The organism is Sphingomonas faeni (assembly GCF_030817315.1).
GTDB classification, from domain to species: domain Bacteria; phylum Pseudomonadota; class Alphaproteobacteria; order Sphingomonadales; family Sphingomonadaceae; genus Sphingomonas; species Sphingomonas faeni_C.
In genome coordinates this window covers 486,307-500,851 of record NZ_JAUSZF010000001.1, presented here as the reverse complement: position 1 = coordinate 500,851, position 14,545 = coordinate 486,307, and the positions used below count along the sequence as shown (strand labels likewise).

Here is a 14,545-nt window from a genome sequence, read left to right as displayed (position 1 = left end):
CAAACCCCGTTGCCCCGCGCGCCCCTATTGGCGGCTCGGTGCATCCTTACCTGTCGTCAAGGCGGGGTTCCTGTCAACCGGCGTATCGAGCAACGGGTCGGCTTGTGGCGCGACCGTGGCGTCCTGCGCGGGCGATTGCGCCGTGCGGGTCGCGACCGGCACCGGCTCGCCGTCTCCGCCAAAATCCCAGATCTTGTGACGGACGCGATTATAGTTCGCGACCGGGTCGTACAGCACACCGCCGTCGAGCCCCAGGTCACGTGCCTCGGCCTGTCCCATTGCGGCCAGTAGCGCGAAGCCCGCGACATACGCGTCGCGGCGCGCGGTCACGAGCGTCACTTGGCTGTTGAGCAATTCCTGCTCGGCATTGAGGATGTCGAGGATCGTGCGCGTGCCGACGCTGTTCTCGGCGCGGACGCCCTCGAGGCTGAGCTTGTTCGCGTTGACCGCGGTTTCGGACGACTGGATCACCTGCTCCGACGAGCGCCACACGGCATAGGCGGAGCGCGCCTGTGCGATCACGTTGCGCTCGGTCGCGGTGACGTTCTCGATCGCGCGCGACTGGAACGCCTCGGCCTGGCGAACCTGCGCGGCGGGACGCCCGCCCTGGAATAACGGCAGCGTTAGCGAAAGTCCGGCCTGCACCGCCTTGTTGGCGTTGGGGATGCCGTTGGCGCCACTGGGCAGCGCCGCGATCGATCCGAGGTAATTGGTGTAGCTCGCGCCACCGACCGCGCTGATCTGCGGCAGGCGGCTCGCGCGGGCGACGCCGACGTCGTAGCGGCTCGCGTCCCTCTCCTTGGCGGCGGCGATCAGCACCGGATTATTGTCGATCGCCACGGTCACGGCCGAGGCCGGACTGTCGGGCAGATGCGGCAGAGTCGGTGGGGTATCGAGCGCGCCCGGCGGGGTCCCGACGAACCGGATATAGCTTTCACGGCTCGAGATCAGATTGGCTTGCGCGGACTGGAGCTGGGCGCGGGCGAGCGCGAGGCGCGCCTCGGACTGCGCCACGTCGGTACGGGTCAGGTCGCCGACCTGGAAACGATCGCGGCTGGCTTGGAGATTGACGTCGAGGACGCGGACGTTCTGCGTGTTCAAGCCGACGATCGCCTCGTCGCGGATCACGTCCATGTACGCCGCGACGACGTTCGTGAACAGATCGGCTTCGGTACCGCGCAGCGTCGCGCGGCCACCCTCGACGCGGGTCTTGGCCGCCGCAACCGAATTGCGGACCTGCCCGCCGAGGTACAGCGGGACCGACACGTTCGCACGCGCCACCGCCTGGCGAGGCGGCGCGACGAAGTTGTTCTGGCCAGTGACGAGGAATTCGGTGAGATCGCCGGTCGCGTTGGCCGACGGCAGCCCCGAAGCGCGCGCGATCGGCACGTTCTCGTCCGTCGCGCGCAGGGTGGCCCGCTGAGCGGTGATCGTAGGGTTGGTATTGTACGCCTTGACCAACGCCTCTCGCAGCGTTTCCGCCTGGAGTGGTGCAGCGCTATACGTCAGCGCAACACCGAGAAGCAGGCTACGGATATGCGCGGCGCGGGCCATGGCTTAACTCAGAACCGGAAGGGTTTGGGAGCGTCGAAGCCGGGAAGGCCCACGCATTCGACATCGACGAACGCCGCGAGCGCGAACCCGCCCTCGGTCTTGCGCCCCGATGCAAGCCGGGTCAGCCCGCGCTCGGCGATGCCAGCGGTGACGCGACCGCCCGACTTGACCTGCGCGATCAACGCGTCGGGTACGGTCTCGATCGCGCCGTCGACGATCAGCACGTCATAAGGCGCGCCGGCGGCGTGGCCGTCCTGCATCGGACCTTCGACGAGTTCGACGTTGCCGGTCCCGGCGAGTGCCTCTCGGGCGATCGCGAGCAAGGCGGGGTCACTCTCGACCGCAACGACCGAGCCGACGATCCCGGCCAGCACCGCGGCGGTGTAGCCCGTCGCGGCACCGATCAGCAGGACACGGTCCGTCGCGGTCAGATAGGCTTCGGTCAGCAACCGGCCGGTCGCCATCGGCAGATTGGCGTAGCGCCCGCCGCCCAGCGGGATCGTCGCATCGCGATATGCCAGCGCGCGAACGTCGGCGGGCATGAACACCTCGCGTGGTACGCGTCCCATCGCCGCGACGACGCGCTGGTCGTTCACCGCGTTGGTGCGCAACTGGCTTGCCACCATCGCATGACGCATCGTGTCGAAGGTCGCGGGGGCTAAGGACACGGTGGTCCCGCCGATGTCATGGGTATCGGCTGCGAGCGAGGGAGTATCGAGAGTCGTCGTCGTCATGGCGCATCCTGTCGCACAACTGTTTTAGCCACGCAATACACTTGTTTCGGATCAATCCGATATCGCGCGGCCGGATATGACGCGTCTGTTACCGTGTGGGCGCGGCAACGCCAAGCATCGGTTGATCGGATTTCGCCACGTTTGGCGACCGTGAACGGTATGGAAGACGCCCCGCCCGCCCGTGTGACACCGAGATGCCGCGGACGGGGCGCCGAGGGTGCACGCGAAATCGCCGGCAACACCTCTGCTGCGGGCTTAGCACCTTAGCTCGGACTCGTCGTGCAAAATGACCCGTCGTTGCGCGTTGGCGGACGAGTCGCGCGGATGTCCGTCGCGAGATCCGTCCCGGGGTCCGTCGCGAGCCGGGGCCTTCTCGATGTCGTGCAGCACCTGGGTTGGCGACCCCAGCACTGCGTTTCGTGCGCGCAGGCTCGCCTCGAGAAAGGGTTTGGTGAGCGCTATGAACCGCCGCGGCGTCATGCCCAGGAACGTCGTCGCATCGCGCAGGAAATGCGACGCGTCGAAATAAGAACGGTCGATCGAGCCATAGTCGGCCTCGCCGCCAGCCATCATCAACCGGACGAACGAGCGCAGGAAGCGCGCGCGCAGCAGCAACATCTTGGGCGGAAAGCCGAAATGGCGCACCGACAATCGACGCAGCGCGTGCGTCGGCATGTCGAGCCGGGCGGCGGCCGACGCGATGTCGGTCGGACCGTCGGTCGCCAATACTTCCATCAGTCGCCTGATCTGCGGCGCATCGGCGTGCGGCGGCCCCAGCCGCGCGAGCAGCATCGCATCTAGAATCGGCGCGACAGCGGCATCGCTCGACGCACCCTGCAACGCGGATACGAGATCGCGCGTGAAGGCCTTGCCCAAAACATCCTCCAGCGGGACGACCCGGTTGCGGAAATCGACGGCCGATCGGCGAAACAGTCGCGCCCACCCCAGCGCACTGACGCCGAAACCGATCATCACGCCGCCGTGGGTCACGGCCTTCAACGCCTGGCTGGTCGGCCCGAACAAGCTCGCCACCGGGAGGGGATCGTAGGTCCGCCGACCGATCGACACCGCGATCGGTCCGGCATCGATCGCGATCCGGACGTTGGCGGTCGCGGGGAGGAACCAGTCCACCTGCCCCGTCCCCGGCCCCGTGCCCCGATCGGCGTCGGAGCGATAGACGTGATACCCGGTGATATAGTCCGCGAGCGCCGCCGCGGGGCGGTCATACCGGATCGCCATGCCGAACGGCATCGCAAACACATCCTCGTCCACGCCCGTCGTATTCGTTCCGCCCGCAATCATATTCGTCTTCAAGTGCCTGCCCCCAAGCCATTGCCGCAATTGCACTTAACCTTAGGCAAAGTCGCATAGCGGCGCGAGTCACCATCGCCGCGCCCGGCGCGACACAACACGGCAGGTTCTGACGAAGCGGCCGTGGCATGGCCACCAGCGCAGGATTATTCCGTCGCGAGCGACAACGGCGGTTGACCGCAGCCAAAAAACGAAGCATTTGCGCCGCCTTCACGCAATCGGGGCCCGATGGCGGAGTGGTGACGTAGAGGACTGCAAATCCTCGCACCCGGGTTCGATTCCCGGTCGGGCCTCCAGTGAATTTCCGTGCAACCCGGCCGTTCGGCGCTGTGCCGATGCATCAGAACAGCATAAGTTCACCGGTTTGTCGCGTATTTCCGTGGTGGTTCGACCCTGGGCTGCAATACGGAACTCGCACGCGGTGCGATATCAACTCGGCGGCGGGTCGCGATCCAGCCAGACGTTTGCAATCAATCCATCGCTTGCCGCTCTAAACGCTCGATCCCGCATCGAGTACCGGCGCTACCGTGGACCTCGGGGCTTGCGTACCGCACCACGGCGCGACGTCGGTTGTCGCACTGGCGCATCCTTGCATTCGATGCGGATCTCGGCTGTGGCTCGGACATGAATATTCCCGCGGCGTATCATTCGGTTATTATTTGGATTGGAGACGGCACCGGCCTTCCGGATGCGATTCTTCATATCCATGCCGGGCTCATCATTCTCATGCTCGTACGGCTCGTCAGCGGCCGATCATTGGGCACGTTCATCCCCTTGTCGTTCGTGGTCCTTGCGGAACTTGGGAACGAGACGCTCGACTACCTGAACTACGGCATGCGCTGGGCCGATACGCTTTCCGATATCGGCAACACCATATTCTGGCCCCTGGTAATCAGCCTGGGCGTGAGATTGCGTCCCATGGTGCGACGAGATCGGATCGCGGACTGACAAGGCGGTCGGCGTCATGCCGAACGACGCGACACCGCGGTTCGTTTGGATATGGTATCGAGCGTCGCTGCGCGCGATGTCCCGTTACCGACGGAAACGGCTCGCTCGAGAAAAGGGAATAACGCGTGCGAGCCGCAGTCCGGATGGCCGGATACGGTCTTGGGACGTAACCAGCCGAAAAATTATGCACCAGCAAGCACCCGGGATCAAGCGCTTTTTCGAACACAGAGTATGCCGACACGCCTTGGTGACGAGCCAAAGAGTAATGGCGTGCCGGCATACCCGCGCATCAACTACCGGACGGGCATGTCGGGCGCATTATCCGGGGATTTGAGTGCTTTGCAGCGTGCTCGCCTACCGAACGGACAAAAAGGTCAGATCAGGGCGTCGAGCAAGCCGATGAGCGGGCGATCGGCGGGCGGCATCGGCAGGGCGTGCATCTCGTTCGGCTTTACCCACCGCAGCGCGGTCGCTTCGAGTGCACGCGGCACGCCGGTCCATTTGCGCGTGATGTAGAGCAGCAGCAGCAAGTGGCGGTCGCCGAGCGGTGCGCTGGCGAAGGCGGCGGGCGCAAGGCAGGCGTGCGGCACCGCGATCGCCAACTCCTCCTCGAGTTCGCGAATCAGCGCCGCCTCGGGCGTTTCGCCGGGCTCGACCTTGCCGCCGGGAAACTCCCAGAGGCCCGCAAGCGACTTGGCCTCCGGACGCTGCTGGAGAAGCACGCGGCCTTCGAGATCGACCAGCGCAGCCGCTACGACGGGCAGCAGCAACGGTGCCGCGGGCATCGGTCCGGGTACGGACGGATCATTGGTCATTCTCAATTTCCCCGCGATTACATCGCATCCATAAGCCCTATATCCGTCGCGACGCATGCCGTCATCCGAACGATCGTCCGCGTGCTGCGCGACAAACGCGGCGCTACCGCGATCGAATACGGCCTGATCGCCGCGCTGATCGCCGTTGCTGCAATCGCCGCAATGACGAACCTCGGTACGAGCGTGGGCGGAACGTTCAATAACGTCAGCACGAAGCTCAACACGTCGATCAAATAGTAAACGAACGGCCTCCGGATCGAATAGGGCGGCGGAACCTCGGTTCCGCCGCCCTTTCTGCGTAGGTCAGAGACGACCCATCTTGAGGAACTTGGCCTGACGGTCTTTGCGCAGTTCGGTCGGGGTGAGCGGGGTGAGGTCCCTCAGCGCGGACGTCAGCGCTGAGGCGAGCGATTCAATCGCGGCCGCACGGTCGCGGTGCGCGCCACCCAGGGGCTCGGGTACGATGTCGTCGATAACGCCGAACGCCAGCAAGTCCTGCGCGGTAATTCGCATCGCTTCCGCCGCCTCGGGTGCCTTGTCGGCGGTACGCCACAGGATCGAGGCGCAGCCTTCGGGGCTGATCACCGAATAGACCGCGTGTTCGAACATCAGCACGCGGTTGCCCGCGGCGAGCGCGACCGCGCCACCCGAACCGCCCTCGCCGACGATCGCCGAGACGATCGGGACGCCTGCATTGAGGCATGCTTCGGTGGAGCGGGCGATCGCCTCGGCCTGGCCGCGCTCTTCGGCCTGGATGCCGGGGAACGCGCCGGAGGTGTCGACCAAGGTCACGATCGGCAGGCCGAACCGGTCGGCGAGTTCGACCAGACGGATCGCCTTGCGATAGCCCTCGGGCTTGCCCATGCCGAAATTATGGCGAAGGCGGCTGGCGGTGTCGTCGCCCTTCTCATGGCCGAGCACCATGATCTTGCGGCCCCGGAACGTCGCGAAGCCGCCGATGATCGCCTGATCGTCGCCGAATGCGCGATCGCCCGCGAGCGGCACGAATTCGTCGAACAACGCGGCGACGTAATCCTTGAAGTGCGGACGCTCGGGATGGCGCGCGACCTGCGTCTTCTGCCACGGGGTCAGGCGCGCGAAGGTGTCCTTCAGCAGCTTGTCGGACTTCGCCTGCAAGCGGGCGATGTCGGCGGCGAGGTCGACGCTGCCTTCGGAGGCGGTGTCGCGGAGTTCGTCGATCCGGCCCTGGAGTTCGGCGATCGGTTTCTCGAAGTCGAGGAAGCTTGGCATCAGCGGCGGTTACGGCGCGGGCGCGTCCGCGTCAACGAGGTGGCAGGCTGCCAGCGGGTGACGCGTGTTGACGAGTTCGACGAGACGGCTTGAATCGACGTGCGTGTAGATCTCGGTTGTGGCGATATCGGCGTGGCCGAGCATCGATTGCAGCGCGCGCAGGTCGGCGCCGCCTGCCAGCAGATGCGTTGCGAAGGCGTGGCGCAGGACGTGCGGGCTGACGCGATCGGGGGGAATGCCGGCTTCGGCGGCGATTGCCTTGACGAGCTGGTACAGGCGGATGCGGGACAAATGGCCCTTGCCCGAGGGGAACAGCCAGAGCCGGTCGGCCGCGACATAGGTGCGCCACACCGCGACGGCAGCGCGCGCGCGGTCGGAGATGGGGACGAGGCGCTCGCGTCCGCCCTTGCCGCGCAGGATCAGGAACGGGCGATCGGGGTGGACCGCGTTGCGCGGCAGGCTGACGAGTTCGGTCGCGCGCAGGCCGGAGCCGTAGAGAAGTTCGAACAATGCGGAGAGGCGGAGGTCGTTGGGATCCAGCGGATCGCGCGCGGCGCGTTCGGCGATCGCAGCGAACAGGCGATCCACATCCGCGTGGCTAAGAATCTTCGGCAAGGTGCGCGCGGTGCCGGGCCGGGGCAGCGCCTTGCCGGGATCGTCGACGCGGTGGCCTTCTTCCACCAGGAACGCGAAGAAACGGCGGAGCGAAGCGGACTTTCTACCCACGGTCGACCGGGACAACGCCGACCATCCGCTCGCCAGCTTGGCCAGCGCATCCGCATCCGCATCGACCAGGCCGCCGTCGAGCGCCTGCGAGGCAAGCGTCAGGTCGCTGCGATAAGCGGCGACGGTGTTGGGCGCCGCCCCAGCCTCCGCCGCCATCATCTCCAGGAACCGGTCGATCAGCGCACGGTCGGCCGCGTGCGTCACGCCCGCGCGATCGCCTCGGCCGCGATCATACGCGCCTCGCCGTCGAGACCGACGCCGCGGAGTGCGCCGACGATCCGGTACAAGGCTTCCGGGGGGATGTCCTTCCAGCTCGCCGCCTGCATGCCGACCGCCGCGAGCAGGACGACCGTCCCGGCTTGGCCGTCGCGTGCAGCACGATCGAGCGCGCGGGTCCATGCATTGTCCGCGCTGATACGGACGCCGAGCGACTGCGCCGCGCGTTCGATATCGCCTTGGCTGAGACGGCCGAGGCCTGCGAGGCCCGCGAACAACATGCGCTGTTTCAAGGCCGAATCACCTGCGCCGCCAGTGTAGGAGGCAAGGTCGGAATAGCTGAGGCGGCGATAGGCGTCGGGGTCGCTGAGCGCGATCATCGCCCAGGCGTCGCTGCCGACGGGTACCGAGCCCAGCCAGCGAGCCGCGGTGCGGTCGAGCCCGGCGGACAGCATCGATGCCACCAGACGATCGGCTTCGGCTTTCGCAAGATTTGGATTCAACCGGGAGGCTGCGCGTGCCGTCAGGACGAGCCGCGCATAGCTCGGCCGGGCATTCGCGCCGCCCCACAATTGACGCAGGGCATTCAGTCGGGAGTCCGGATTGCGATCGGCGTAGGCGGTCTGGAGATCGTTGGCGGTCGCGGTCGCATTGCTCTGCGCATCGTCGTCGGCCGCAGCGGCAGCGTAGAGATCGACGAGCGCGGCGCTGGATAGCACCCCCTGCCCCGCCGCAGCTTCTGCTGGGGCCAGTCGGTCGCCGAGCGCGACCGACGGCGACAGCGCCTGCCAGTATTTCACCTGCGGCCCCGCTGTGCCGTACAGCTCGTCGGGCACCGTGACTCCGGTCGCCATCGCGAGCCCGAACCGCCATGCGGTCAGCCGGTCGACGCCGTCCCATTCGATCGTCACGGCCTGACGCCCCTGCGCGCCGGCGCCGACGACCTTCTGCGCGAGCAGCAGGTCGACGCCGCTGGCGACGTTGCGGCGCTTTGCGGTCGCGACCAGCGGGCTCGCCTGTGCGGGATTGCCCGACAGCCCGGCGCACATCGCCTGTGCCATCGTCCAGCCGCGTGCCGGAGCGTACCGCATCGCGCCGGTCACCAGCGGGCACAGGCCAGCCGGATCGCCGGTCGCCAGCGCGGTGTTCATCGCGACCTGATAGAGTTTGGGCGTATAATTATCGGTGTCGACGCTCTGCGCGACAGCCCGCGCGGCGACTGATTCGCCCATCCTTAGCAACAGCCACGCGCGCTCGGCGGCGAAGTCGGCGCCGTTGGTGCGACTGGGCGTATCGACATGCGACGCCAGCGCGCGGCGCAACAGGATCGACATCCAGCGCGACGGCAGCGGCGCACTGAGGCGGCGCATCAGCGTCTCGACATATTGGCCGTCCGCCTCACCGAACGCATCGATATCGAGCCCGCCCTGGCTGGCCGTGACCGGCCCCACCGTCGCAAGCGAGCGACGCGCGAACTCCGGCATCTCGTACCGTGCCAGCACGGCTGGATCGATCGGCGCGGGCGCCGCGACGGGTGGCGCCAACGGCGCGTCTGTCGGTGTCGTCGGCGGCAACGGCTGGATCATCGCACCCGGCTGTGCGGGTGCCGGCGATGGGGCATTCGGCTGGGTCGGACCAGTCGGACGCGCCGGCTGCGTACCCGTCGGAGGCGTGGGTCGTGGTGCAGGCGCAGGGGTCGGCTCGCCGAACCCCGGTGGCAGGATCGATTCGGGGCGATCCTGCCCGATCGCGGGTGCCAGCGCGACTAAGGCTCCGACGGCAACCGCCGCCGCGAGGGATGCCTTAAGAGAGGTTCGCAAGCGTCACGGCCTTCTCGACGCGGCTCTGCGGACGCTCGGTCGCGCGCCCGGCTAGCAGGAACAGGCCGCCGACCACCACGACAAGAACGACGACGACCGAGACGATGAAACGGGACATACGACGTAACCTTGTAGTGGACAAAACAGGCGCCAAGAGCTTTTGCCCTCGCGCGGAGCCGCTGTATAGCGCGGGCTACGATGTTGCAAAGCCACAACCCTTCCGGCGGGCCTTCAGGCGGTCGCCGCCCTGCCCCGATCGATCGCCCGATCGTGCTCGTCGGGTTGATGGGCGTCGGCAAGACCACCGTCGGCCGGCGCCTCGCGCTGCGCATGAACCTGCCGTTCGTCGATGCCGACCATGAGATCGAGGCAGCGTCGGGCATGACCGTCGCCGAAATCTTTGCCAAATACGGCGAGGAATATTTCCGCGACGGCGAGCGCCGCGTGATCGCACGGCTGATCGACGGCACGCCGAAGGTCATCGCAACCGGCGGCGGCGCGTTCATCAACGACGACACGCGCGAGCTGATCCTGCGCGACGCGGTGTCGGTGTGGCTCAGTGCGCATCCCGACATCCTGGTCGAGCGCGTCGGGCGGCGCGACACGCGGCCGCTGCTCCGCAACCGCGATCCGGGCAAGGTGCTCGCCGAACTGGCGCGCGTCCGCAACCCGATCTACGCGCAGGCGCACATCCATATTGTCAGCAACAAGACGCCGCACGAAGCGACCGTCGCCGCTATCCTGAAGGCGCTAGGCCGATGAAGACCGTTACCGTCGAACTGGGTGCGCGGACCTATCCGATCCATATCGAGGCCGGCTTGCTCGCGCGGGCCGGCGAGTTCCTTGCGCCGCTTGCGAAGAGTCGCCGCGTAGCGATCGTTACCGACAAGAATCTGGCGATCCACCTGGTGACGTTGCAGACGTCGCTGACGGAGGCCGGAATTGCGTCCGAGGCGATCGTCCTGGCGCCGGGCGAAGGCAGCAAGAGCTGGGCGACGCTGGAGATGCTGTGCGACCGGCTGCTCGAACTGGGTGTCGAGCGCGGCGATCATGTCGTGGCGCTGGGCGGCGGCGTGATGGGGGACCTCGTCGGGTTCGCGTGTTCGGTCCTGAAGCGCGGCTGCAACTTCGTGCAGATCCCGACGAGCCTGCTGGCACAGGTCGACAGCTCGGTCGGCGGCAAGACCGCGATCAACACGAAGGCCGGCAAGAACCTGATCGGCGCGTTCCACCAGCCGGTGATGGTGCTGATCGACCCGGAGGTGCTCGACACGCTGCCGATCCGCGAGTTGCGTGCGGGGTATGCAGAGGTCGTGAAATACGGACTGATCGACGACTTCGCGTTCTTCGAATGGTGTGAGGCGAACGGGGCCGCGTTGCTGGCGGGCGACCTGGCGCTGCGCGAATACGCGATCGCGCATAGCGTTTTGGCGAAGGCACGGATCGTCGCGGCGGACGAGCATGAGACGAATGGGACGCGCGCATTGCTCAATCTGGGGCATACGTTCGGACATGCGCTGGAGGCGGAGACCGGGTTCTCGCAGGCGCTGATCCACGGCGAAGGTGTCGCGGCAGGCTGTTCGCTGGCGTTCGCGTTTTCCGCATCGCAGGGGATTTGTTCGGGCCAGGATGCACAGCGTGTCGCGGCGCATTGGCGTGACGCGGGTCTGCCGGACGGTCTCGCGGCGGCGGGTATCAGCGCGAGCGGTGCGCGGCTCGTCGATCACATGCGGCACGACAAGAAGATGGCGGCGGGGACGCTGCCCTTCCTGCTAGCGCGCGGGATCGGCCAGACCTATCTCGACAAGACCGTCGACCTCGCCGATGTCGAAGCGTTCCTCGACGCGCAGCCCCGCTGATGCCGAACGGGGTCGCCAAGCAGAACCTGCCGACCAAGGTGTGCCCGGCGTGCGAGCGGCCGTTCACGTGGCGGAAGAAATGGGCCCGGGATTGGGACAGCGTGATCTACTGCTCCGACGCTTGTCGGAAGAAGCGCTGACGTTGAACTAGTAAAGTATATTGTTCACCGGCGAAGGCGGGTGCCCAGTCTGGGCACCCGCCTTCGCCGGTGAACAAGAAGGTCAGGGTCGCGCCGCACTCCAAGCCAGCCAAAGCCAGCCGCCGATCAGCAGCGCCCCGCCAATCGGCGTGATCGCCCCGAACCAGCGTGGTGCCCCCAGCGCCATCGCGTAGAGCGTCAGCGCAAAGATCGCCGCCCCAACCACGAACAGCCACGCCGGCCCCCGCGCGTCCATCCGGACCGCCACCAGCGCCGCAACCACGTGCACAAGCTGATACTGCGCACCGGTCTTCAGCCACTCCGCCGCCGATCCGCTGGCACCGTGCGCTCCGAACGCTCCCGCCGCGACCGCGACCGCGCCCGACAAGGCTGCAAGAACAACGATGATCATTGCGAATCATTTCCCCAGGGAAAGCGCTTGGCGGTCTCGGCACGTGCCGCCCGCATGTCGCCCGAATCGATCTGGAGCTGCAACCGCTCCTTGTCGCGCGCGCGGTACGTTTCCTCCGCACGATCGATATCGGCAGGCGCGATCTCGAGCCCGCGCATGATCAGGCGCGCCATTTTCACCGCCGATTCGAGCACCTCGCGCACAACCGCGGTCGCGGACGTGTTCTTCAGCTTCACCAGCGCGCGGCGATCGAACGCACGGACATATATCGCGGCGTTCGGAAATGCCTCGTGCACACCCTCGATCGTGTCTGGATCGAGCTGGTCGCCGTCCATGCAGAAGCAGATGATCTCGGCCTCGGCCGCACCCGCCTGCCGCAACAGGTCCAGCCGCGTGCCGTCGCCGTAGTAGACCTTTGCGCCGAACTCGCCGGCGATGTCGATCATCTCGATATCGGTGTCGATCAGCGTCACCGGGATATCTTGCGCGAGCAGCATCTGGCCGACCGTCTGGCCGAACCGCCCATAGCCGACGATGATCGCATTCGCGCCGTCCACCTTGGGGCCGTCGCGCTCCTGCCCCTCGGCGATCGGCTCGGTGCGGAAGCGCTTCGTGATCCCCATCAGGAACGGCGTCGTCGCCATCGACAGCGTGATGATCGCGCCGAACAGGCTCGCCGCCTGCGGTTCGATCAGCAGCCCGGCCTGCGCCTGCGCGAACAGGACGAAGCCGAACTCGCCGCCCTGGCTCAGTAACAGGCCAAGCGCGAACGCCTGCCGCCACGTCATCTTGAACGCCATGCCGATCAGCGTGATCACGCTAGTCTTGGTCGCGATCAGCGCCGCCGCCATCGCCATCACGAAAATTGGCCGCTCGGCGATCGCGTTCAGATCGAGCACCATGCCGACCGCCAGGAAGAACAGGCCCAGCAGAATCGAGCGGAACGGCTCGACATCGGCCTCCAGTTCATGACGATACGGACTGTCCGCGAGCATCACGCCGGCGATGAACGCACCGAGCGCGGTCGACAGCCCGAGCCATTCCATGATCGCGGCGCTGGCGATCACCGTGAAGAGGCCGGCGAACACGAACATCTCGCGCTCGCCAAGATTGCCGATCAGCCGGAAGAACGGACGCAACAGGAAGCGCCCCGCGACGACCAGCCCGACAACTGCGAGCACGGTGTAGATCGCCAGCAACCAGCCGGGAGGCGCGTTGGCATCGGCGGGGTTGCGGCTCATCGCCGCGACGATCGTGATCAACGGCACGATCGACAGGTCCTGGAACAACAGGATCGAGAAGGCGCGCTCGCCGAACGGCGTCCGCATCCGGCCCGAAGACCGCAGCATCGGCAGAACCTGCGCGGTCGACGACAGCGCGAGCGGGAGTCCGAGCGCGAGCGCTGCGGGAAGCGAAAACTTCGCGCCGACCCAGACGATCGCAGTGATCGCCAGCCCGCAGATCACGACCTGGAGCAGGCCGAGACCGAAGATCTCCTCCTTCATCTTCCACAGGCGTGACGGATTGAGTTCGAGCCCGACGATGAACAGCAGGAGCGTAATACCGAGTTCGGCGAACCCGAGTTTGGACTCGGCATCGCCAACCAGCCCGAGCACATGCGGCCCAACGACCGCGCCTGCGACCAGATACCCGAGTGTTGCGCCGAGCCCGAGCCGCCGGAACAACAGCACGAACATCAGTCCGAAACCGAGCAGTACGACGCCGTCGCGAAGCAGCGACGGTGCCGTGCCCTCAGCCATCAGACTTTCGCCTTTGCAGCGGTGTCGGCAGCCTCGGCCGCGGCTTCGAACGCGAGCCGGATCGAGGGGTGGCGCGCGGTGTAGTCGAGCGCGGGGGTGAAGATGTCCATTCCCGGCCAATCGGGCGCATCGCCCTCGCGCGCAAGCCACGCGGTCAACGCATCGCGGGTGGCGGCGAGTTCGGCGGGCGTGCGGCCTAGGATGTTGGACGCCAACAACGACGACGACGCCTGCCCGAGCGCACACGCGCGGACCAGCAAGCCAACCTCGCTGACGCGCCCCTCATCATCGACCGCGACGTCGATTGTGACGCGACTGCCGCAAATCGGCGAGCGTTTCTCCGCGGTCGCCATCGGCTCGGGCAGGCGTTCGTGGTGCGGGATCGTCGCGGCAAGGCGCAGGATATCGGCATTGTAGAGGGGCGCGCTCATGGCTTCGGCTCGCTTGCATTATCGGAAGAGGAAGGCGGTGTATTGGCGCCGAAGACGGGTTTGCCGCGACGGCGGCGGTCGACGAAATCGGCGATGCTCGCGCTGGTCGCGTTGAGCAGCGGGTAGGTGCGCGATGTCGTCATCCAGCCGGGCCGGCGCGAGGCTCCGCCGCCCATCGTGTCGATGACGAGCGTCGCGAGCAGGAAGACGAGACTGGCGAGGATCAGCCCCTTCAGCGCGCCGAACCCGAACCCGAGCGCACGATCGACCGGGCCCAGGATCGAGGTCCGCGTCCGCGCGCCGATCGCGTTGGCGACCAGCCGCCCGCCGATATAGGTGACGCCGGTGATGATCGCGAAGGCGAGCACCGCGGCGCCGCCGACGGTGCCGACCACCGACGACAGCGCGGCGGCGAGCGGGATGTGGAACAGCTTCAACATAGCGACCATCGCCACCCAGGCGAACATCGACAGCACCTCGGTCACGAACCCGCGCACGAGCCCCAGCACCGCGGAGCCGGCGACGGCGATCAGGACGACGATGTCTAGGGCAGTGAGGTTCATGCGCT

17 protein-coding genes and 1 tRNA gene are annotated in these 14,545 nt (G+C 66.8%); 6 read left to right on the top strand and 12 right to left on the bottom strand.

Going from position 1 to position 14,545, the window contains the following annotated elements:
• Positions 1-24 precede the first annotated feature (24 nt).
• From QFZ54_RS02390 to QFZ54_RS02380, 3 genes are all read right to left on the bottom strand, one after another.
• Positions 25-1,554 carry a TolC family outer membrane protein gene (locus QFZ54_RS02390; RefSeq protein WP_307084073.1) on the bottom strand — a complete coding sequence of 510 codons (1,530 nt, stop codon included), beginning with the start codon at positions 1,552-1,554 and terminating at the stop codon, positions 25-27.
• A gap of 8 nt (positions 1,555-1,562) precedes the next feature.
• Positions 1,563-2,192 carry a protein-L-isoaspartate O-methyltransferase family protein gene (locus QFZ54_RS02385; protein WP_307089229.1) on the bottom strand — a complete coding sequence of 210 codons (630 nt, stop codon included), beginning with the start codon at positions 2,190-2,192 and terminating at the stop codon, positions 1,563-1,565.
• A gap of 351 nt (positions 2,193-2,543) precedes the next feature.
• Positions 2,544-3,602, bottom strand: coding sequence for a helix-turn-helix domain-containing protein (locus QFZ54_RS02380; protein WP_307084072.1), 1,059 nt, complete (start codon positions 3,600-3,602; stop codon positions 2,544-2,546).
• A 219-nt stretch (positions 3,603-3,821) separates the two neighbouring features.
• Here QFZ54_RS02380 and QFZ54_RS02375 point away from each other — a divergent pair.
• Positions 3,822-3,895, top strand: a tRNA-Cys gene (locus tag QFZ54_RS02375).
• 328 nt (positions 3,896-4,223) lie between these two features.
• A complete protein-coding gene (locus QFZ54_RS02370) occupies positions 4,224-4,547 on the top strand; it encodes a hypothetical protein (protein WP_307084071.1) in 324 nt (107 codons plus the stop codon).
• 374 nt (positions 4,548-4,921) lie between these two features.
• Here the strand turns inward: QFZ54_RS02370 and QFZ54_RS02365 are convergent, their stop codons facing one another.
• Positions 4,922-5,362 carry a (deoxy)nucleoside triphosphate pyrophosphohydrolase gene (locus QFZ54_RS02365; RefSeq protein WP_373458421.1) on the bottom strand — a complete coding sequence of 147 codons (441 nt, stop codon included), beginning with the start codon at positions 5,360-5,362 and terminating at the stop codon, positions 4,922-4,924.
• Between the two features lie 63 nt (positions 5,363-5,425).
• Between QFZ54_RS02365 and QFZ54_RS02360 the strand changes: the two genes are divergently transcribed.
• Positions 5,426-5,599 (top strand): Flp family type IVb pilin, encoded by a 174-nt coding sequence (locus QFZ54_RS02360; protein WP_307089225.1) that lies wholly within the window; start codon positions 5,426-5,428, stop codon positions 5,597-5,599.
• Between the two features lie 66 nt (positions 5,600-5,665).
• Here QFZ54_RS02360 and QFZ54_RS02355 read toward each other — a convergent pair whose 3' ends face one another.
• From QFZ54_RS02355 to QFZ54_RS02340, 4 genes are read right to left on the bottom strand one after another with little or no spacing between them, the layout of a single operon-like run.
• Positions 5,666-6,613, bottom strand: a complete 948-nt coding sequence (locus tag QFZ54_RS02355; protein ID WP_307084070.1) for an acetyl-CoA carboxylase carboxyltransferase subunit alpha — start codon at positions 6,611-6,613, stop codon at positions 5,666-5,668.
• A 9-nt stretch (positions 6,614-6,622) separates the two neighbouring features.
• Complete coding sequence (locus QFZ54_RS02350; RefSeq protein WP_307084068.1) at positions 6,623-7,543, bottom strand: tyrosine-type recombinase/integrase; 921 nt, start codon at positions 7,541-7,543, stop codon at positions 6,623-6,625.
• On the bottom strand, positions 7,540-9,375 hold the full coding sequence (locus tag QFZ54_RS02345) for a hypothetical protein (protein WP_307084066.1): 1,836 nt from the start codon (positions 9,373-9,375) through the stop codon (positions 7,540-7,542). The genes QFZ54_RS02350 and QFZ54_RS02345 overlap by 4 nt, the downstream gene beginning before the upstream one ends.
• Positions 9,359-9,493, bottom strand: a complete 135-nt coding sequence (locus tag QFZ54_RS02340) for a hypothetical protein (RefSeq protein WP_267904487.1) — start codon at positions 9,491-9,493, stop codon at positions 9,359-9,361. Before QFZ54_RS02340 ends, QFZ54_RS02345 begins: the two co-directional genes overlap by 17 nt.
• A gap of 80 nt (positions 9,494-9,573) precedes the next feature.
• Between QFZ54_RS02340 and QFZ54_RS02335 the strand changes: the two genes are divergently transcribed.
• Genes QFZ54_RS02335 through QFZ54_RS02325 form a run of 3 tightly spaced genes read left to right on the top strand, consistent with a single transcriptional unit; the run spans position 9,574 to position 11,374 of the window.
• Entirely contained in the window at positions 9,574-10,137 is a 564-nt protein-coding gene (locus tag QFZ54_RS02335; protein ID WP_307084062.1) for a shikimate kinase, read from the top strand.
• Positions 10,134-11,234: a 3-dehydroquinate synthase gene (gene aroB / locus QFZ54_RS02330; RefSeq protein WP_307084060.1), complete on the top strand. Its 1,101-nt coding sequence runs from the start codon at positions 10,134-10,136 to the stop codon at positions 11,232-11,234. The genes QFZ54_RS02335 and aroB overlap by 4 nt, the downstream gene beginning before the upstream one ends.
• Positions 11,234-11,374 carry a DUF2256 domain-containing protein gene (locus QFZ54_RS02325; protein WP_082444318.1) on the top strand — a complete coding sequence of 47 codons (141 nt, stop codon included), beginning with the start codon at positions 11,234-11,236 and terminating at the stop codon, positions 11,372-11,374. Before aroB ends, QFZ54_RS02325 begins: the two co-directional genes overlap by 1 nt.
• Before the next feature lie 82 nt (positions 11,375-11,456).
• Here the strand turns inward: QFZ54_RS02325 and QFZ54_RS02320 are convergent, their stop codons facing one another.
• From QFZ54_RS02320 to QFZ54_RS02305, 4 genes are read right to left on the bottom strand one after another with little or no spacing between them, the layout of a single operon-like run.
• A complete protein-coding gene (locus QFZ54_RS02320) occupies positions 11,457-11,786 on the bottom strand; it encodes a DUF423 domain-containing protein (RefSeq protein WP_307084055.1) in 330 nt (109 codons plus the stop codon).
• Positions 11,783-13,546, bottom strand: a complete 1,764-nt coding sequence (locus QFZ54_RS02315; protein WP_307084052.1) for a cation:proton antiporter domain-containing protein — start codon at positions 13,544-13,546, stop codon at positions 11,783-11,785. The genes QFZ54_RS02320 and QFZ54_RS02315 overlap by 4 nt, the downstream gene beginning before the upstream one ends.
• Positions 13,546-13,977: an iron-sulfur cluster assembly scaffold protein gene (locus tag QFZ54_RS02310; RefSeq protein ID WP_307084050.1), complete on the bottom strand. Its 432-nt coding sequence runs from the start codon at positions 13,975-13,977 to the stop codon at positions 13,546-13,548. Before QFZ54_RS02310 ends, QFZ54_RS02315 begins: the two co-directional genes overlap by 1 nt.
• On the bottom strand, positions 13,974-14,540 hold the full coding sequence (locus tag QFZ54_RS02305) for a CvpA family protein (RefSeq protein ID WP_307084048.1): 567 nt from the start codon (positions 14,538-14,540) through the stop codon (positions 13,974-13,976). The genes QFZ54_RS02310 and QFZ54_RS02305 overlap by 4 nt, the downstream gene beginning before the upstream one ends.
• Positions 14,541-14,545 lie beyond the last annotated feature (5 nt).